Here is a 19,536-nt window from a genome sequence, read left to right on the forward strand (position 1 = left end):
GCGCGAGCGCTCGTAACTCTGTAGGAACGAACTCTAGCCACAGCACCGGCCACATTCCAGAATCGTCTTAGAACTAAGTGCTTAAACGCTATGTGCGCCTACTGCTTTATGCAATGCTCCGCCTATTGCAGGTCTAGATCGGGCGTGAGCTCGTCGTGATCCAGGGAGGAGCGTTGAGTGGAATGTTCTAGAGGTGGTCACCCCAGTGGACAACGTCCAGCGTATAGCTCCGCCAAATGGCAGGAAGGCTCCCGCATTGAGCGCCTCTCCTGATAGATTTCGCTTCAATCTGATCCGACAAGGCAGGGAAGTTGGGCTAAGACTTGGGGCCCGTACGTAGTTGAAAAAATTTCAGGATGGAAAGTGTAGCTAAACAAGGTGAATGCTAGTGAGCCGATGTCGCTACTGTAGGAGGGGAAAGGTTTATTCAATGGTAGCTTGCATGCGATAGCTGCTTGATAAAAATCTACTGGAGTAAATAAATGGCTTATGTGGCTGGGTCTCCTCCGGGTAACTTTGTCTCAAGAATTACTGTTAGAGGGCTTTATGGTGAGTTCGATTACGATATCGGGCCGCCGAAAGATGGTGCAGATCCTCGAATAATTATCCTATACGGCGATAATGGGACCGGAAAAACGACAATATTGCAGTTGCTGCGAAGTTTGATGTCGCCAAATGACGAGTCAGGTCATCGGTCGAGGATAGCAAAAATTCCCTTCAAGCGATTCGAGGTTGATTTGAGGGATGGGACGAGAATATGTGCTGAGCGGGAAGGGGGTGAGTCTGTTGGTAGCTATATTCTGTCAATCTCTGGTGGAGGGGAGGGCGGTGGTGTCAAAGTCAATGTTCAAGCAGATGCAAATTGCGTTGTAAAGACTTCATCGTGGTCTCAGGCTGACCAAGTTAAATTCTCGCATTTCCTGCAGAGACTGGCAGCTATTAGTAAAGATGTCAGCTTTCTTGATGACAAAAGAACATTTGGTCCTGGGGATGACGGGCACCGTAGATCGTTCGGATTTAACGAGGGTAAGTGGCTAATAACAGAAACTGCAACAGAAGATCCCGTGGCGGAAAAAGTGTCGGCGCTTGCTGAGTCGGTGCGTCGAGAGGCACTTATGCGTCAGCGGAGGGGTTCTGGTGATTCACAAACGATCTATCGAAATCTAATTGCGACCATCGCAAAGGGAAATTCTCCAAGAGCTATAAGTCTAGAGGCTGTTATTAGTAAATTGATTGAGGCTGAGGTCCTTAGTCGTGAATTTTCCAAAATCGGTCTCATGGCGCCTCTGTGCCATGAGCCAATTATATCTCAACTGCGAAATGTGTCTGAGGCGCGCAAGGACGTGGTGACCGAGTTGGTGCTTGCTTATGTTGATAGCACAGAGGCTTGGTTTAGTGCTCTAAAGGAACTCAATGCACAACTGGAGAAGTTCATTGGGCGACTGAATTTTTTTATGGCTACAAAAACCGCCGAATTCACAGTTGGAGATGGATTAAAATTTTTGTCGAAGCAAGGGTTGCCTTTGGGTGTGTCGGCTCTATCTTCTGGCGAAAGGCACTTGGTGATGATGTTAGTTCAGGCGCTGCTTTTGAGAAATGATACTGGGCTGGTGATAATCGATGAGCCGGAGCTTTCTTTAAATATGAAATGGCAGCGCGAACTGGTGGCTGCGATTCTCGATTGTCTTGGCGGGGGGGGCGGCTCAGATATTTATAGCTACTCATTCTATAGAGATAGCAGCCAAGTACAGGGGGAATATTGCTCGGCTTTGGGTGCCAGGGGACGCGCCAAATGAAGCGAACAATTGAAGAGATCGTTACGATCTATGAATTAGAGCCAAGCACCAATCGTGATGTTTTTGTTGAAGGTGTGAGTGATAGGGAATTAATTGTTTGGTATATGAGTGAGTTGGGGCAAAGTGGAAGGGCGGTGTATCCGATTGATTTGGTAGATGTGCCCTCAGGTCTGCTCCAAGAGCTTGGGCTGCCACATGGCTCTAATCGAAGTAGAGTGATAGCCTTGGCGATTCGGGTGTGGCAAGAAATATCTCAAGAGCAATGTGGCCTTATCTTTATTGTTGATCGAGATTTGGCTGACTTTATTGATGGGCAGATTCCACCTAGGGGCATTGTAATGACCGATGGCGCCTCAATGGACGGGTACTTGCTGTCGGATTCCAGTGTTGATAAATATTTAAGTTTGGTATGCCGGGTGGCCCCCTTATATGTTTGTGGGGTTAGGGAGTCAATTTATCGAATTCTCGCTTATACTTTTGCCCTCAGGATTGCCTTGCAAAGGCTTAACATGGCTGTGCGTATCGTTAGCCTCAGCAAATTGATTAGTATTGATGGCGTGGCTGTCTCCATTAATGAAGTGGAATTGGTTCGGAGAACTCTGCTTGCAGGCAATCAGGTGGCTCGGTTGAATGAGGTTTTTGATGAAATCAAAGATATTCGCGCGATAGTTGATGCGAAGGCTGGTGGTGATTTTGCTAATGGGCATGATGCTTTTTTGGTGTTGGGAGAATGTGCCAACAGCATGGCTCGAGACAGTGCATACCGCGAGGAGCGGCGTGTCCGAATGGCTCTTATGATGGCATTGAAAAGGAGTGATTTGGATGAAAGGGAGCTATTCAAGCTTGTGATGTAAACTTGTAGTAAATGATTTAACTTTCACCGATAACTTATAAATAAGTGTAGGTGTTGGTTTGTTGGGCCTTTCTCGGGGAGGGGGGAGTAGTTTGTTGTGCATCTGCGACTCGCAAAATATTGCCTGGCAAGACTTGCACAGGTCTCGGTCAGTGGTTGTAGCAATGACGAGTTTCGGCAGATTCAGCTAGAGGAATTGGCGAAAGCTCAGCGGGACGACAGGCTCTTTGCGCTGCCTCCATCGGAAAACAACAGGGTGGCCATAAAACCGGAACACCCGTTCCGTTTCGATCCATCGGCGCCCAATCGCCGTGTCAGTTCTGACAGGTCCGCGCCGATACGCATTCGCAGCGACCGCTATAAGTCGGACGACAGGTGTCCGCCTGTCTCGACCAAAGGAGCGTTTGCCTCATGGATTTTGGATCTCGTCGTTCTTTGCGTTTCGTCCCGGCCGCGTTGGCGGCCGGTCTGTTGTGTTCGCTGGGGCTGCAGGCGCAGCCGGTCGGGGGCGACCCGATCGCGGTGTCGTACGCGCAGACCTATCGCGTGCCGGTGTCGGAGGCGCAGCGCCGGTTGGCGCGGGTGCCGGCGATCGCGCAGTTGGAGCAGCGCTTGCAGCGGGAGCTGCCGGAGTCGTTCGCCGGGCTGTATATCGAGCACCGGCCGGCGTATCGGGTGGTGGTGCGGTTCACCAAGACGCCGAAGGCCTTGTTGGCGCGCTATACGAAGGACCCGGTGTTCGTGGCGCAACTGGCGCCGCGGCCGTTGGAGCTGCTGCGCGGGGCGCAGGAGGAACTGGCGGCGCAGTTGAGTGCGTCGGGGGTGGCGTTCGAGTCGGGGGTGGACGTCAAGACGTCGCAGATCAACCTGTTCGTGCTCGACACCGCCGCTGCGGGCAAGCGCTTGTCGGGGCTGATGGCGGTGGCGGATTACATCAAGGTGCAGAAGGTGCCGGCGCTGATGACGCCGACCGCGATCGTCGGCGGCAATCAGGTCGACGGCAGCACCCAGCGCTGCACCACCGGCTTCAACGTGTTCAACGCGGCGCGCGAGTTGGGGGTGATCACGGCGGGGCATTGCGACAACGCGCTGACCTACATCGGCAGCCCGAATGCGACCTTGGCGTTCCAGAGCGAGCAGAACGGCGGTTCGCTGGACCTGCAGTGGAACAAGCAGTCGGGCGGCACGGCGCAGGAGCAGAGCAACCAGATCAAGCTGGTCGGCGGGCCGCAGGCGACGATGGACATCACCAGCGAGACCACATCGGCCAACCTGCCGCTGGGCACGACGGTGTGCAAGATGGGCATCACCACCCACTACACCTGCGGCGAGGTGGCGGACAAGAACGCGCAGGCGATGTACGCCGGCTCGGTCGGCACCTATATCCGCGTGCACAACGCCAACAACCAGGTGATGACCGCCGCCGGCGACAGCGGCGGGCCGGTGTTCGGCACCAACACCGCCTATGGCCTGGTCCACGGCCGCGGCGGCACGGGCACGCCGACCCACAACGACCTGTACTTCATGCCGGTGGATCACTTCTCCGCGATCGGGGTGACCCTGCTGAAGGAGAAGTTCGCCTTGACCAGCATCCCCAACGTGTCCGGGCCGCACAACGTCAGCTTCCAGGCGCAGGTGTTCTTCCAGGGCGTGCCGAAGTTCCCGGTGCAGCGCAAGACCAAGATCGTCAGCTGCGCCTCGGGCTGGACCTGCAGCGATTACAACGGCACCTACAACACCAGCAGCGCTTCGCCGCTGACTTTCAACTACAAATGCAACACCAGCGGTTCGACCCCGACCTCGACCTTCGTCTGGAGCACGACCCTGATCGGCGCCGACGGCGTGGCGACCAATGCGATCCAGCACACCAGCACCTGCACCGCGACGACGCTGGCCGGTGCGGCGAAGGCGGGCGGCGAGGGCGGGGCGCCGTCGATCACGATCGAGCCTTGATGCAAGCCAGGGGCGACGGCGGCTGTCGTCGCCCCTTTGTAGGAGCGGCGTAAGCCGCGACCGCGCCGTTGCGGGTTCCCGCAGACTCTTGGAAACCCAGCTCAACCGTTCCGCTCGACTGCATCTCCGCTTTTGTGCTGGGCGTCCAGTAACGTCGACGGCCTCCCCCGAAAACTGTGTTCCGGATCGAACTTGGATGCGCGGCAGCATTGCCAGGGCTGCGAGGTGGTTCGAAAATGCATCCGGCTGCCGGTTCGCACGCCCGGTCTCCGGCACCGGGCTAGCGGAGCGTCTGAGCGCATACCACCGCGGCTGCGAGCCGACATCGTCTAGGACAGGACGCCATGAACGCGCAAATTCACCAGGCACTGAGCGACAGCGCAAGGGACTTCCAGGATATCGTGTGGCCGCAGATCGCCGCTTTGCCGCTGATACAAGGCGGCGACTTACGCCCGGTAGAAGCAGTGGCCGAGAAGAACTTTCGGGACGAACTGGACCTGCTATCCGGGATTGATGCGTGGCATATTCTCGACGGGCGCGCAGGAATGCGCGGCATCGCCAGCCGGGTTCAATGGGGGCAGGCCCACTCCTCGTTCACGATCCGGACCCGGGTGGCGTCAGGCCAGGAAACCGAATTCCATAAGCGGCTACGCGCCATTCGGAACATCGATGAGGGACATCTTTATCCGCACTTGACCGTTCAGGCTTACCTCGACGAACGCAAAGGCCAGTTGCTGGCGGCGGCTGTGGTCCGGACAAGGGAGCTCATCGAAACGGCGGCTGTCCTGGTGGAGAAACGCGAACGGCTGCGCCCGTTGCCGCATCTTTATGGCTTCAGGCCAAATGCCGATGGCACAGAGTTCCTTTACTTGAATTGGGCTTACCTGATTCACAAAACGGTGCTGAGCGAGGAAAACATCGTGCAAACAGCGGTCTGATCAGGTCGCGTTGCGGGCGGTCGAGCGTGCTGCGCAAGGAAGCGTGCGCAACCGCCTTTCTGGGCTTGGCTAACCAAACGAACTCGCGCCGCCAGGAGCGTGGACTTGCGCTGTTGGGGATGCGGGAGCGTCGCGGCGACAGAACGGGGTTCCGGCGGCGGTGCCGGGCGTTGGTTCTCTGCGTGTTCCTTGTCGCGGCTTATGACCAGAGGAAATCCCCGTGGGACGCCGCTCCTACAGGAGCCGCGGCGGCGACGAGCGGTCGGTAAGGCGACCGTTGGTCGTCTGAATGGGGCGCGATGTTGGCGGAACTGCGATCGGTGTCCGAGGCTGCGCGGGGCGGACGTTGTCCCCCAGTGCCGGCCGCGTGCCAGCTTCCTGCCGCGGGTGCGCCGGCATTCCCCCGTTGACCAGGACCTGTGTCATGACTACCCATTCGACGTTTCGGCGCGGCCCGAGGGGTTGGGCTGCGGTTTCACTGATCGCGTTGGGTCTGGCTGCGTTCGCGTTCGCGAGCCGGATGTCGGCGCCTTCGTTCGAATCTGCGCAACACGACGCGGCGGGTGCGCCGCAGGACGCCTCGGGGACGGGCGGTCCGAATCCGCTGGCCTTGGCGGCCATGCAGGTCAACGGCGGCGCTTCGCCGGACGGCATGTGGCAAACCCTGCCGGCGGTGCAGTTGCCCGAGCGGTTCCCCGCGCCGACCGCCTACGTGCCGCTGACGCTGGACGCGATGATGCTGGAAGCGCGCTTGCGCGGCACGCCGCGCGAGACCTTCGGGCCGATTCCGGCGCAGACACTGATCTATCTGCCGCGCGCGAGCGGCGGTTTCGTGCAGATCGCGCTGGCGCAAAGCCAGCTGTTGGGTCCGGTGCTGGCAGGCCAGTATCCGCAGATCAAGACGTACGTGTTCGAGGATGAGCGCGAGGGCTTTACCGGCCATATCACCGTCGGCACCCGCGGGGTGTTCATTTCCGGCCAGACCGACGACGGCATCCTGCGCGTCGAGCCGGTCGAAACCGCCAACGGCCGGGTCTACCTGAGCTACCGCGATCAGGACCGCACCGACGGCGCCAACGATTTCCATCAGGACGACGATCACCACGGTACGCCGGTGCCGCGGTTCTCCGCTGCGCTGGTGTCGCAGATCCAGGCCAACGCCAAAGTCTCGGCGGGCACGCAGCTGCGGATCTACCGGCTGGCGGCGTCGACCACCGGCGAGTTCTACCAGGCCCGCGACGCGGGCGGCGGCGCGGCCGACGTGCTGTCGTCGATCGTCGCCGATCTGGCCGGCGCCAATGCGGTGCTGGAGCCGGAGGTCAGCGTGCGCCTGGTCGTGGCCGATGCCAGCGACGACGTGATCTACAGCGATCCGGACACCGACCCGTTCGACAACACCCAGAGCCCCTGCACGCTGCGCGACGCCAATCGCGACAACAACAAGGTGGTGCTGGACGACGCGGACTACGACATCGGCTTCCTGTTCGCCACCCGCGGCGGCAACGGCGCCAGCGGCTGCGCCTGGTTCGTGGTCTGCCTGACCACCGACGACACCCTGCACAAGGGCCGCGGCGCGGGCCAGATGGGCAACAACGGCGCCAACAGCGCCAGCGGCTTGCTCGCGCACGAAGTCGGCCACCAGCTCGGCGCGCGGCATACCTTTACCGGGTCGGACGGCAGTTGCACGCTGAACGAGTTCCTGGCCGGCGACAGCGAAAGCGGCTATGAGCCGGGCAGCGGCACCACGCGCATGTCGTACAACGGCAACTGCGGTACCGACGATGTCGACACTTCGGCGATCGGCGCCGGTTCGTATTTCCACTCGCGCAGTTTCGACGAGATCGTCACCAACGTGTTCAGCGGCGACGGCGCCACCTGCGGCACGCTGGTGAATACGGGCAATCTGCCGCCGAACGTCGATGCCGGCGGCGACTACACGATCCCGCGGCAGACGCCGTTCGAGCTGACCGGCTCGGCGACGGACGCCGATGCGCTGACCTACAACTGGGAGCAGTTCGACCGCGCGGTGACCCAGCGGCCGATCAATACCGACCCGGGCGACGGGCCGCTGGTGCGTTCGCTGCCGCCGGGCGCGTCCAGCTCGCGCATCATCCCGAACCTGCAGGACCTGCTGGACGGGGTGACCCGCGCCGGCGAAATCTTGCCGCAGGTCGACCGCGAGATGAACTTCCGCCTGATCGCGCGCGACAACCGCATGGGCGGCGGCGGTGTGGCCTACGACGGCATGCACATCCAGGTGTCGGGCAGTCCGTTCTTCATCACTGCGCCCAACAGCGGCGCGCTGGGCGCCGGTTGCACGGTGCCGTTGAGCTGGGAGGTCGGCGGCGGTTCGGTCGCGCCGCAGGTCAGCGCCCTGTTCTCCAGCGACGGCGGGCAGAACTTCGCCACGACGCTGATCGCGGCGACCGCCAACGACGGCGCGGCCTCGTTCGTGGTGCCCTGCGCCGGCGGTGCGGACAACCGGATCAAGCTGCAGTCGGTCGGCAATATCTTCTTCGACATCAACGACCAAGACCTGAGCGTGACCAATACCGCGCCCAGCGTTGCGGTCGATACCGCCGGCGGTGCGGTCGACGAGGCCTGCGAGTTCACCGTGCAATTCAGCGCCCAGGCCACCGATACTTGCGGGGTGCTGGCCGGCGATGTCTCGGTCGAGTTGATCAAAGCAGCGAACAACTTCACCCTGGGCACGCCGACGATCAATATCCAGCAGGTCTCGGCGACGGAAGTCGGGGTCAGCGGCAGCGTGGTGGTGTCCGAGCTGACCGGTTCGCCGGCGCAGCTCAGCGTCCGCGTCACCGCGCAGGACGCCTGCGGCCTGTCGACTCAGGACACCGCGGTGGCGCAGATTGTCGACGACACGCCGCCGACGATCGACGTCAGCCTGAGCCCGGATCAGCTGTGGCCGCCGAACCACAAGATGGCGCCGATCTGGGCCACGGTGGTGGCCAAGGACAACTGTCCGGGCGTGGCCTACACCCTGACCAGCGTGACCAGCGACGAGCCGGACAACGGCAACGGCGACGGCGACACCGTCAACGACATCCAGAACGCCGCGATCGGCACGGCCGACCTGCAGTTCGACCTGCGCGCCGAGCGCGCCGGCAACGGCGACGGCCGCGTGTACACCGCGACCTACACCGCGGCGGACGGCTCGGGCAACGACGTCAGCGATGCGGACACGGTGGTGGTGCCGAAGAACAAGTAAGTTCTTGGGGGTCCGGCAGATGCAGGAAGAACGCCGCCTTCGGGCGGCGTTTTTCTTCCTCGGCACCCCTCCCATTCGTGTCGCCACCCCCTGCAACCGATGCTCCAAAAGGTAGGAGCGGCGTAAGCCGCGACCGCGGGCCCCACCTTCGCGTCGCCATCCCCTGCAACCGACGCTTCAAAGAGCAGGAGCGGCGTCCCACGGGGATTTCCTCCGGTCACAAGTCGCGACCGCAACGGCAGAGGTCGGTTTCTAATGGCGGCGCCGGGAATCGGGGTTTCTGCGCGTTCCCTGTCGCGGCTCACGCCGCTCCTACAAGAGCGGAAAAGCGCCCCGGATGGCCGGGGCGCTCGGTTTGCCACTACAGTCGCGATGACTTACGGCGTGGTCTTCAAGGTCAGCGAGTACGCGCTCAGGATCGGGTTGATCGGGCTGTAATAGCTGTTGCCGCCGCCGGTGCGGCCCTGGCGGCCCTTGCAGCTGCCGCTGCCGCCGGAGAGCACGCCCTGCGCCTGGCCGGCGCCGGTGATGAACGAACCGCCGGAGTCGCCGCCTTCGGAGCAGGCGGTGGTTTGAGTCAGGCCGGTGACGGTGCCGTCCGGATTGCCGGCGTCGTCGACGTAGGACACGGTGACGTTCTTGCTGCGGATGGCGCCGCAGCGCCAGCTGCTGGTGCGGCCGGAACGGCACAGCGCGGCGCCGACCGCGGCCTCGGTGCTGCCGACCACGTTGACGTCGCCGTTGCCGTAGCCGTACACGCTGGCCGAAAGGGTGTGGGTGCTGTCGACCTGGACCCAGCCGCGGTCCGGGCCGGTTTCGTTGTTGTCGGGCATGGTCGAGGCGGCGAACGAACCCAGGCGCACGCCCGGGGTCCACTGCGAGACTTCGTGATAGACCACTTCGCCGGTGTCGCCGCAGTGGCCGGCGGTGGCGAAGCCGTTGGTGGTGCCCTTGGTGACCGAGAAGCCGACCGAGCAGGCATAGACGTAGCCGTCGCCCGGATCGCGCAGGTAGCCGCGGCCGCCCTGGATGGCGATGCGGCGCTGCGGCGCCTCGGCCAGGGTTTCGAAGCGCACGGTATCGCTGTCCAGGCCGCTGCGCGCGACGAAGTCGACCGCGGCGTCTTCCGCACCGGGCGCGACGCCGACGATCACGCTGTTGCTGGGCAGGTCGACCGCCCAGCTGTACACGCCCTTGGGCGCCTTGCCGTTGCGCGCCAGCTGACTGTCGAGCTGGGCCTTGGCGCGGTCGAGCGCGGCCAGGCTGTGGCGGGCCTGGCGGGTTTCCACGCCGGCCGCGGCCTTGGCGGCCTTGATCGACGTGCTGGCGGCGACGAAGGCGAACGAGCCGTCGGCCTTGCGCTCGAGCCAGGCGCCGGCGTAGTGGCGGCCCAGTTGCTTGGCCAGCGCCTTCTCCTGCTGCGCGGCCAGGCGTTCGGCCTTGAGGTACTGGGCCAGTTGGTTGCCGGACAGGCCCAGGTCGCGCTGCATGGCCGTCTTCAGGGCGGGGGCGATGTCGTCGGCGGCGAAGGCCGCGCCGGACACCATCATGACCGCCGTTGCAGCGAGAACCGACTTACTGATCTTGCGCATATCCAAAAGCTCCTAGGGCAGAGAAGGGATGCGGACAGCGATGCGGCCGGTTCGGAGCGGGCGGGGATGAGCCGGTTGGGAGCGCTCGGGTGGGCCGCAATGAATGGAACGGGGCGGTGCGATGGCGTCCCTACCTTGGAAGTGCGACCAAGTGCCTGTTTTGCGTGCGGGTTCAGCAGCGCTTGGATGAAGATCGTGAATGGGGAGCGGCCTACGAGGTAGGAGCGACGTCCCACGGGGACTTCCTTCGGTCACGAGTCGCGACCGCGAGGCGTGGGGCTCGCGTCGTATCCATCTGCGACCGATGCGGAAGACGAAACGCGACGAACAATCTGTCGGCGATGGAGCGAGCGGATCGGTCGGTGGGCTGGCATAGAGGTTCGGCGCGAGACGGAAGCTCCGCCGCCGCGGCTCGCGCCGCTCCTACCCGCGATACGGCGTGGTTTCTGATCGCGGCGGCGGGCGTGGGTCGCTCTGCGCGTTGCGTGGTCGCGGCTCACGCCGCTCCTACAAGGGGGCCAGCGCCCCGCGTGAGCGGGACGCTGGGAGTACCCACTCAGGGCATGGCTTTGACCCGCGAAATCGCCGCGCGCAGATCCGGCAGCGGGCCGATCTGGCCGCCGGCGCCGGTTTGCGGGGTGCCGGTGGCGATCAGCAGGTCGCGCATCTGCCGCGGCGTCAGGGTGATGCCGCGTTGCTTGGCGATGCCCGACAGCGCAACCACCGCCGACGCGACGATCGGCGAGGCGCTGGAGGTGCCGGAGAACGTCTTGGTGTAGTAGGCGTTGACGCCGCCGTTGTACAGGTTGCCGTAGCCGGCGGTGGTGACGCAGCGGCCCCAGGCCTGGACGTTGACGCGGCGGCCGTAGGTCGAGAACGGTTGCTTGGCGCGTTCGGCGACGCTGTCGCTGCACCAGGCGTTGGAACGCGGGCCGCCGGCGCCGACGATGATCGAGCCCGAATCCGGGCGGCTGCGCGGGAACGGCGAGCCGAAGCAAGCGGTGTTGTCGAGGTTCATGTTGCCGTTGCCGCCGGCCTGGACCACGTGCACGCCCTTGTTGGTGGCCACCACGATCGCGTCGTACACCGACGGCGTCCATTCCACCGGCACGTAGTTGCTGCAGCCGCTGGGGCCGGCGGCCTGCTGTTCGAGCAGAATCACGTCGCCGGCGCGCAGGAAGTTGGCCGCGGTGAGGATGGCGTTGGCCAGGTCGTAGCCGCGCTCGGTGTTCATCGCATTGGTGTAGTGCGCGCTGGCCCCGTTGACCAATCCGGTGACGCCGATCCCGTTGGCGTCGGCGACCAGTTCGCCCATCACCGCGGTGCCGTGGTTGTTGTCGTTGAACGGATCGCGCGGGGTGCCGTTGCGCACCTGCGCGCCGGCCAGGCGCAGCTTGGACAGGTCTTCGTGGTTGACGTTCCAGCTGTATTCGATGTCGAGCACGCGTATGCCGGCGCCGTTGCCGCCGGGCTGGGTGCGGGCGTAGTCGCTGTCGATGCCGCTCTGCGCGGCGGGCAGTTTGTAGTGCTGGTTGCCGTCGTAGGCGGGCGAGGCCGGCAGCGGCACCGGCAGCGGCGCGGGGTAGGCGATCTCGACGATGCCCATGGCGTTGAGTTCGTCGATCACGCGCCGGATGTCTTGCCCCGGGCGCAGGCGCAGGCGGAACCACTGGCTGAGGTCGGGTTGGGCGTTGCCGGCCTGCGGCTGCGCGCTCTTGGCCAGGCTGGACAGGGTGGCGGCATCGGCGCGGAACAACGGTTCCATCGCCGATACCGGGCCGGCGCCGCCGGTGAGGCTTTCCAACGCGGCCAGGCGGCCGTACTTGGCCGAGGTCGGGCGGCCGCCCTGCAGGCTGACCTGGCTGTCGCGGACGAACTTGACCTCGATGACCTCGCGCGAGTCGTAGCGGCCGAGCGTGGTCTTGAACGGCTTGGCGAACACCGACGGCGCGGCGGGATCGGCCGGCGGCGCGGCCGGCGGCGCGGCGGCCGGCAGGGCGGCGAGAAGCAGCAGCGGCAACAGGCGCAGCCGGCGGGCCGGCGCGGTACGAGCGAAAGAGCGCATGAGTGGGTCCTGGATGATGGGGAGGTGTCGTCATGCGAAGCAACACGCGTCCGGGCTTCGCGGCCGGTGTGGGATCGGCCTACGGCTGCAACTGCGATCCGGCGGCGAGAGTATTCACCCGGCTATGTGCCCTGACTTGAGTCGGATCACGCTTTCGCCGTTGCGTTCCGGGCGTGGTTTCGCGCTGCGCGAAACGGGATCGCGCACACGGCTTGAAGGCGCCGCGGCGGGCGGCGGCGGCGCTGCGGTAGATGCAGACGTGGCAGGGTGAGCGGTTGGATCGCGTGTGCGGTCGCGGCGCCGGACGAATCGTTGTGCAGTGCACCGATACCGCATCGGATGGCGGCGAGACCGCCCCTTGTAGGAGCGGCGTAAGCTGCGACAAACGCAGCGGTTCTCGACAGCGTTGCAGCCAAGGTCAGGCCATTCGGGCGATAACCGGCGTGCGCGTCGAGGTTCGGGGTCTCGGACACGACGCTTGCGTACACCGCTGCGGTGGGTCGCGGCTTACGCCGCTCCTACAGGGGCAGAATGCGGAACCGGGACTTCTGGGACGGGTGCGCGGCGGGGCGCTGGCTATAGTGGCCGGACCCCTCGACAGGAGTCGTGCCGTGGTCAAGTCCAGCGTTCCGCTCGTTGCGTTGTTGGCCGTTTCCACCGCCTCCGCCGGCGCCCTGCACGGGATCCAACCCGGCGACATCAATCGCGGCGGCCAGGCCTGCGATGATTTCTTCGACTACGCCAACGGCGCCTGGCGCCAGCAGAACCCGATCCCCGACTACATGGATCGCTGGAGCCGGCGCTGGCAGTCGGGCGAAGTCAACAAGGAGCGCGTGCGCGACATCCTGACCGAGCTGTCGGCGCGCAACGATTGGCCCAAGGGAAGCGCGGGGCAGTTGGCCGGCGATTTCTATGCCGCCTGCATGGACGAGTCGCGCATCGACGCTCTCGGCGTCGAACCGCTGCGGCCCTGGCTGGACGAAATCGGCGCGATCGGCGACCGCGACGGCTTGCAGCGCGAGATCGGCAAGCTGCACGCGGCCGGCATCGCGGTGCCGTTCGTGGTGTTCGCCGGCGAGGACCTGCGCGAGCCGTCCAAGACCATCGCCCATCTCTACGCCGGCGGCCTGGGGCTGCCGGACCGGGACTACTACTTCAAGACCGAGCCGCGCTTCGTCGAGGCGCGGGCCAAGTACCTGCTGCACGTGGCGAAGATGTTCGAGCTGGCCGGCGCCCCGGGCGAACAGGCGCAGCGCGATGCGCAGACGGTATTCGAGTTCGAGCAGCGCCTGGCCGAGGCTTCGCTGGACAACGTGCAGTTGCGCGATCCCAAGCTGCAGGACAACCCGACCGGCTTCGACGATTTGGCCAAGCTGGCGCCGAACTTCGATTGGAGCGGCTATTTCGACGCCGCGCAGATGCCGCGCGCCGCGGTCAATGTGACCCAGCCCAAGTTTCTGCAGCAATTCGACCGCGAGCTGGCCAAGACGCCGCTGCCGCAATGGCAGGCCTACCTGCGCTGGCAGTTGCTGCATGCCGCGGCCGACTCGTTGTCGACGCCGTTCGTGGAGGAAAACTTCGCCTTCAACGGCAAGTTCCTCACCGGCACCACCCAGATCAAGCCGCGCTGGAAGCGTTGCGCCGAACTCACCGACAACCAGCTCGGCGAGGCGCTGGGGCAGAAGTACGCGGAGAAGTATTTCCCGCCGCAGGCCAAGGCGCGCATGCAGGAGATGGTCAAGAACATCCTCGCGGCGATGGACGACACCATCCGCGAGCTGGACTGGATGGACGATGCGACCAAGCAAAAGGCGCTGGAAAAGCGCTCGACCTTCGTCGCCAAGCTCGGCTATCCGGACAAGTTCAAAACCTACGACGGCGTCGCGGTGAGCCGCGACTCGGCCTGGAACAACGTGGTCGCGGCCTCGCGCTGGAACGTGGCCGACAACCGCAGCCAGGTCGGCAAGCCCACCGATCGCAGCCGCTGGGGCATGACGCCGCCGACGTCGAACGCCTATTACAACCCGCTGCAGAACGAGATCGTGTTCCCGGCCGGCATCCTGCAGCCGCCGGCGTTCGACGTGGACGCGACCGACGCGGTCAACTACGGCGCGATCGGGGTGGTGATCGGCCACGAGATCAGCCACGGCTTCGACGACCAGGGTGCGCAGTTCGACGCGCAAGGCCGTTTGAAGAACTGGTGGACGCCGGCCGACGGCCGGCAGTTCGCGGCCAAGGGCCAGTGCGTGGTCGATCAGTTCGAAGGCTATTTCATCGAGCCCGGCGTGCACCACAACGGCAAGCTGGTGTTGGGCGAATCCATCGGCGATCTGGCCGGAGCCAAGATCGCTTACCGCGCCTATCTGAAATCGCGCGAGGGCAAGGGGCCGGAACCGACCTTGGACGGCTTCACGCCGCAGCAGCAGTTCTTCATCGCCTGGGGCCAGTTCCGCGGCGACGAAACCCGCATGGAGACCCAGCGCACCATGATCCAGGGCGACCCGCACCCGGTCGCCAAGTACCGCGTCAACGGCCCGCTGTCGAACCTGCCGGCGTTCCAGCAGGCGTTCCAGTGCAAGGCGGGGGATGCGATGGTGCGGGCGGAGGCGAAGCGCTGCGAGGTGTGGTGAGACACGCGCTCGTACAGCGGCGAAGGCCGGGGCGTTGTGCGTCCTGGCCGGGTTCCCGAGACACTGCGGTCATGCCGCCGATCGCCGGCTTCGCGGGGCTGACGATTTGGGCGCCGCGCCGCGAAACCCGCCTGCCGCTCGGCCGTCGGACCGCGAGGACTGCCTGACGTCATGCCGCGAAAGCGGGCATCCGGAGACTTCAGCGTCATGCGTCCTGGAAGCCACACCGTCACTCCTCCGGTGGCGGCGTCGGATCGTAGGCGATCAGCTCCCCGGGCTGGCATTCCAGCGCCGCGCAGATCGCCTCCAGGGTGGAGAAGCGGATCGCCTTGGCCTTGCCGGTCTTGAGGATCGACAGATTGGCCAAGGTGATGTCGACGCGTTCGGACAGCTCGGTCAGGGTCATGCGCCGTTCGTGCAGTTTTTCGTCGAGGCGGATCACGATCGCCATGGCTTACACCGTGCCTTCCAGGTCGGAGCGCATGCGCGCGCCCTGTTCGAACACCCGCGCCAGCACGAACAGCAGCAGCACCGCCAGCCAGGGCGCGAACGAGAAGCCGACGTCGATGTCCATCTTCAGCCCCGGCGAGGACTTGGCGGCGGCGTAGACGACGCTGGCGATCAGCAGGCGCACGCCTTCGCCGGCCAGCACCCACCAGGCGATCGCCTGCAGGCGGCGGCTGTTGCCGGCGGCGAAGGGATCGCCGTCGCGCACGGTATCGACGATCGCCAGCAGCTCGCGCAGCACGCGGTGGACGAGATAGGCGCCGAGGATGCCGAGCAGCACCACCGCGCGCAGGGCGTTGTGCAGGTGGGCGTAGGTCGCGCCGAGAGCGTCGAACATCAGCTTCGGGTTGACCAGGGTCGCGATCAGCAGCGCGGCGATGGCGAAGGCGTAGAGGGCGTTGAGGACGATCAGCCCGCGGATCACCAGGCGGGCCAGGGGCAGGGCGTTGGGCGGGCGGGACATGGCACGGCTCCTTGGGTATATCGTGAATCGATATATAATTTATCGAAAAACGATATTCAAGTGCCGCAGGGGGCTGAGCGCGACCGTCCGTCGGCTCCTGGCCGGGGGGCCGGCGGCGCGGCGCGACAGGGCGGCTTTCTCTACCGCCGCCGAGCGCGCCGACGGACGGTCGGCCGCCCGCCGCGCACCGTTGCGTGGCTTCGGATGCGGGCGTCCGCGCGGTGCGGGCCGCCACTCCAAGGAAAAACGAAGCCATGTCGAGCAAGAAAGACATCCATGTCGTGCCGCACAGCGACGGCTGGGCGGTCCGGCGCGAAGGCAGCGACCGCGCCAGCTCGATCCACGACACCAAGGCCGCGGCCCTGGCGGCCGCGCGCAACCTCGGCCGCAAGGATCACGTCGAGGTCGTCAGCCACGGGCGCGACGGGCGCATCCAGGACAGCGACAGCTACGGCAGCGATCCGCATCCGCCCAAGGACCGCAAGCACTGAATCCGGCGCCGGTTGCGACGGCGGCGGCTTCGCCGCTGCGGTTTTCGCCGTGCACGGACCGTGCCTGCATCCCGTCCCCCTTGGCTGAAGGGGGGCGGACTCGATCTTTGCCGATCGATGCCGTCCCCGGGCTTCAATCGTCGTCCTCATCCTGTCCTTTGCGCAGCACCTTGCGTTGCATGGCGTCGAGGTACGCGTCGGCTTCGGCGACGCTGCTGAAGATCTCCTCCATCGGCACGGCCTTGACCAGGTCGAACACTTTCTGGATCTGCGGCTGCGGATTGACCACGACGACTTTGCCGTTGCGCCCGGCCAGCGCCTTGCGTGCGCGGAAGATCGAGCGGATGCCGGCGGAGCTGATGTACTCCAGGCCGGCCAGGTCCAGCACCAGCGACGGCACATCGGCGGCCAGCAAAGGGGCCAGTTGCCGGTCCAGCTCGGCGTAGCTGGCGGTGTCCAGACGTCCGGCCAGGCTGACGCGCTGGCTCTGTGCGGTGGCCGGATCGATACGGATGGTCAAGTCCATGCGTGGCTCCTGGTTCGGGCGGCCGGCGTCACTCGCCGGCGTCGGGACGTAACAGCACGATGCGCAGCACGTTGTAGCGGCCTTCGCGGGCGTAAGCGGCCTCGTCGGCGAGGGAACGGATCAGGTACAGGCCCAGGCCGCCGAGCGGACGGTCTTGGACGTCGGCGTCCAGGTCGGGCGGGGCTTGTGCGAGCGGATCGAACGGCCGCCCATCGTCGCGGAACAGCAGGTCGACGCGGTCGCGGCCGATGCCCAGTTCGAGGCTGACCTCGTGTCCGCCCGACTGGCCGCCGTAATCGATGGCGTTGCACATGACCTCCTCGACGATCAGGCGCACGTCGCCGATGCGTTCGCGTTCGACGCCGGCTTCGGCCAACGCCGCCTCGACCGAGGCGAACACGTCCGGCAGCCGCGCGCGATCTTGCGGGGCGAGGAAATGCAGGGCCGCGCGCATGCCGGAGGCATCGTCGCCACCGCCGGACCAGTGCAAGGACAAGACGGTGATGTCGTCGGATTGCGCCGCGCCGGCGGCGAAGCGGTGCACGTCGGCGACCAGGTTGCCGCACAGGGTGCCCGGTTCGGCGGTGCCGCGCAGGCTCGCCAGCAACCGTTCGTTGCCGAACGGCCGCTGCTCGGCGTCGAAGGCCTCGGTGACGCCGTCGGTGTAGGCGACCAAGGCGTCGCCGCTGCGCAGGCGGCCGCGCCAGATCGGGTAGTGCTCGGCCACCGCTACGCCCAGCGGCGGCCCCGACGGCAGCTCGATGAATCGCGCGCTGCCATCCGCGCCGAGCAGCGCTGGCGGCTCGTGGCCGGCGCTGGCCAGGGCGAACTCGCCGCTGCGCGCATCGATCAGTCCGCATAGCACGGTGGCGAACATGCAGGTGTCGTTGCCCTCGAGCAGGCGCTGCGCGGCTTCCTTCAAGGCGATTTCCGGCGAACCGCCGAGCCCGGCCGCGATCTCCAGCACGGTCATGGTGCGGGCCATGAACAACGCCGCCGGAACGCCCTTGTCGGACACGTCGCCGATCGCGAACCACAGGGTGTGGCTGTCGCGTTCGAAGAAACTGTAGAAGTCGCCGCCGACCGCCTTGGCCGGCTCCAGCCGCGCGTTGGCCTGCAGGCGCCAACCGTCGGTACCGAGCACGCGCGCGCCGGGCAGCATCGCCAGCTGTATCTCGCGGGCGATATCCAGTTCGCTTTCGAGCTTTTGCCGGGCCGTGCTCATGTCCTGGATCTCGACCATCTGCCGCTTGATCGAGCCGCGCGCGTTGTCGAAGGCGCGCGCCATCACCCCCACTTCGTCGCGGCGATCGGTCTGGTGCAGCGGATAATCGAATTCGCCGTCGGCGAAATGGCTGGCGGAGCCGGTCAGGTCGCTCAGCGGCGTGGTGATCCGCGCCGCCATCCGCCGCACCAGCAGCGCGCACAGCAGCAGGGCCAGCACTGCGATCAACGCGAGGCGGACGATGGTGCGCTTGAGCTCGGCCAGCAGCGGCTTGTGCGACATCGATACCTGCAGGGCCCAGCCGGTGTCGGCGATCGGCTCCAGCACCGAGTAGCGGGTTTCCCCGGTGGTCGGCAGCACATGGGTGAACGCGAACCGCCGTCCCTGCGCCCGCGCGGCGGACATGTCCTGGAGATCGCTGCGCCCGGCAACGGCGATGTAGCCGTCGAGCGTGGTTTTCAGCGCCGCTTTCGGGTCGGCGTGCAGGGCGATGGTGCCGCCCGGCGCGAACAGCGCCGGGCGCTGGCCGCGGATACGGTGCAGCGGCTGGACCAGGTCGGACCAGCGTGCGATCGGCACGTCCAGGCTGACCATGCCCAGGCGGGCGCCGTGGCGTCCGCGCAGCGGCAGGTTCAAGGTGGTCATCCAATGACCGCCGGCGGTTTCGTTGAAGTAGGGCTCCGACCACCACGGCTTGTCGGCGGACAGGGTGCGCCGGTACCAGGGCTGCTGGGCGACGTTGTAGCCCAGTGCGATCAGATCGCGGTCGGCGACGCCGCGGCGTTCGACGCCGACGTAGTAGGCCATCGGCGCACCGTCGGGCAGCACCCCGGGTTCGAGCGCGATCAACCCGCCGACGGTGCTGGCGTCGGCGTCCAGCAGGGCCTGCAGGGTCTTGATGGTCGCCTCGCGGTCCAGGGCGAGATTGTCGAAGATGCCGATCATGCTGGCGCCGGTGATGCGTACCGATTCCATCGATGCATGCAGGCGCGCGGCGGTTTGCGCGGCTTCGTAGCGCGTCCGTTCCTGGGCCCCGGCGATGATGAGCTGGCGTGCGATCAGAAAGGCGGCGACGAAGCCCAGCAACAGCAGCACGCCGACCAGCAGGCCGAACCACAGCATCAGCTTGGTGCGCAGACTGTCGCGCCACGACACCGGAGGAAGCTCGCCGCTCGCGATCGCAGCGCGAGGCGAGGGCGGAACGGCGGCTGGCTCGGTCCGGTCCATCGGCGGCTCCCAGAGGACAGCGCGAGCATAGCCTCAAGCAC

General features: G+C 65.1%; 13 protein-coding genes. 7 read left to right on the forward strand and 6 right to left on the reverse strand.

Going from position 1 to position 19,536, the window contains the following annotated elements; genetic code table 11:
• Window positions 1-482: 482 nt before the first annotated feature.
• From V2J18_RS09185 to V2J18_RS09205, 5 genes are all read left to right on the forward strand, one after another.
• Entirely contained in the window at window positions 483-1,796 is a 1,314-nt protein-coding gene (locus V2J18_RS09185; RefSeq protein WP_336131617.1) for an AAA family ATPase, read from the forward strand.
• On the forward strand, window positions 1,793-2,650 hold the full coding sequence (locus V2J18_RS09190) for a hypothetical protein (RefSeq protein ID WP_336131618.1): 858 nt from the start codon (window positions 1,793-1,795) through the stop codon (window positions 2,648-2,650). Before V2J18_RS09185 ends, V2J18_RS09190 begins: the two co-directional genes overlap by 4 nt.
• A gap of 410 nt (window positions 2,651-3,060) precedes the next feature.
• Window positions 3,061-4,602: a S1 family peptidase gene (locus tag V2J18_RS09195; protein ID WP_336131619.1), complete on the forward strand. Its 1,542-nt coding sequence runs from the start codon at window positions 3,061-3,063 to the stop codon at window positions 4,600-4,602.
• Between the two features lie 344 nt (window positions 4,603-4,946).
• Window positions 4,947-5,540: a hypothetical protein gene (locus tag V2J18_RS09200; protein ID WP_336131620.1), complete on the forward strand. Its 594-nt coding sequence runs from the start codon at window positions 4,947-4,949 to the stop codon at window positions 5,538-5,540.
• Between the two features lie 619 nt (window positions 5,541-6,159).
• Window positions 6,160-8,769 (forward strand): reprolysin-like metallopeptidase, encoded by a 2,610-nt coding sequence (locus V2J18_RS09205; RefSeq protein ID WP_336133086.1) that lies wholly within the window; start codon window positions 6,160-6,162, stop codon window positions 8,767-8,769.
• 377 nt (window positions 8,770-9,146) lie between these two features.
• Here V2J18_RS09205 and V2J18_RS09210 read toward each other — a convergent pair whose 3' ends face one another.
• Window positions 9,147-10,361: a S1 family peptidase gene (locus V2J18_RS09210; RefSeq protein ID WP_064749988.1), complete on the reverse strand. Its 1,215-nt coding sequence runs from the start codon at window positions 10,359-10,361 to the stop codon at window positions 9,147-9,149.
• Window positions 10,362-10,917: 556 nt separating this feature from the next.
• Window positions 10,918-12,426: a S8 family serine peptidase gene (locus tag V2J18_RS09215; protein WP_336131621.1), complete on the reverse strand. Its 1,509-nt coding sequence runs from the start codon at window positions 12,424-12,426 to the stop codon at window positions 10,918-10,920.
• A 611-nt stretch (window positions 12,427-13,037) separates the two neighbouring features.
• Between V2J18_RS09215 and V2J18_RS09220 the strand changes: the two genes are divergently transcribed.
• Window positions 13,038-15,056 (forward strand): M13 family metallopeptidase, encoded by a 2,019-nt coding sequence (locus tag V2J18_RS09220; RefSeq protein ID WP_336131622.1) that lies wholly within the window; start codon window positions 13,038-13,040, stop codon window positions 15,054-15,056.
• A 229-nt stretch (window positions 15,057-15,285) separates the two neighbouring features.
• Here the strand turns inward: V2J18_RS09220 and V2J18_RS09225 are convergent, their stop codons facing one another.
• Window positions 15,286-15,507, reverse strand: a complete 222-nt coding sequence (locus tag V2J18_RS09225; protein ID WP_336131623.1) for a helix-turn-helix domain-containing protein — start codon at window positions 15,505-15,507, stop codon at window positions 15,286-15,288.
• Window positions 15,508-15,510: 3 nt separating this feature from the next.
• Window positions 15,511-16,026 carry a DUF2975 domain-containing protein gene (locus V2J18_RS09230; protein ID WP_064749992.1) on the reverse strand — a complete coding sequence of 172 codons (516 nt, stop codon included), beginning with the start codon at window positions 16,024-16,026 and terminating at the stop codon, window positions 15,511-15,513.
• 254 nt (window positions 16,027-16,280) lie between these two features.
• On the opposite strand from V2J18_RS09230, the gene V2J18_RS09235 reads away from it, so the two are divergent.
• On the forward strand, window positions 16,281-16,517 hold the full coding sequence (locus V2J18_RS09235) for a DUF2188 domain-containing protein (protein WP_064749993.1): 237 nt from the start codon (window positions 16,281-16,283) through the stop codon (window positions 16,515-16,517).
• A gap of 133 nt (window positions 16,518-16,650) precedes the next feature.
• Here V2J18_RS09235 and V2J18_RS09240 read toward each other — a convergent pair whose 3' ends face one another.
• Both V2J18_RS09240 and V2J18_RS09245 read right to left on the reverse strand, forming a co-directional pair.
• Complete coding sequence (locus V2J18_RS09240; RefSeq protein ID WP_336131624.1) at window positions 16,651-17,043, reverse strand: STAS domain-containing protein; 393 nt, start codon at window positions 17,041-17,043, stop codon at window positions 16,651-16,653.
• Between the two features lie 28 nt (window positions 17,044-17,071).
• Window positions 17,072-19,423 (reverse strand): SpoIIE family protein phosphatase, encoded by a 2,352-nt coding sequence (locus tag V2J18_RS09245; protein WP_064749995.1) that lies wholly within the window; start codon window positions 19,421-19,423, stop codon window positions 17,072-17,074.
• Between the last annotated feature and the right edge of the window lie 113 nt (window positions 19,424-19,536).

Source organism: Lysobacter firmicutimachus (assembly GCF_037027445.1).
GTDB lineage: Bacteria > Pseudomonadota > Gammaproteobacteria > Xanthomonadales > Xanthomonadaceae > Lysobacter > Lysobacter firmicutimachus.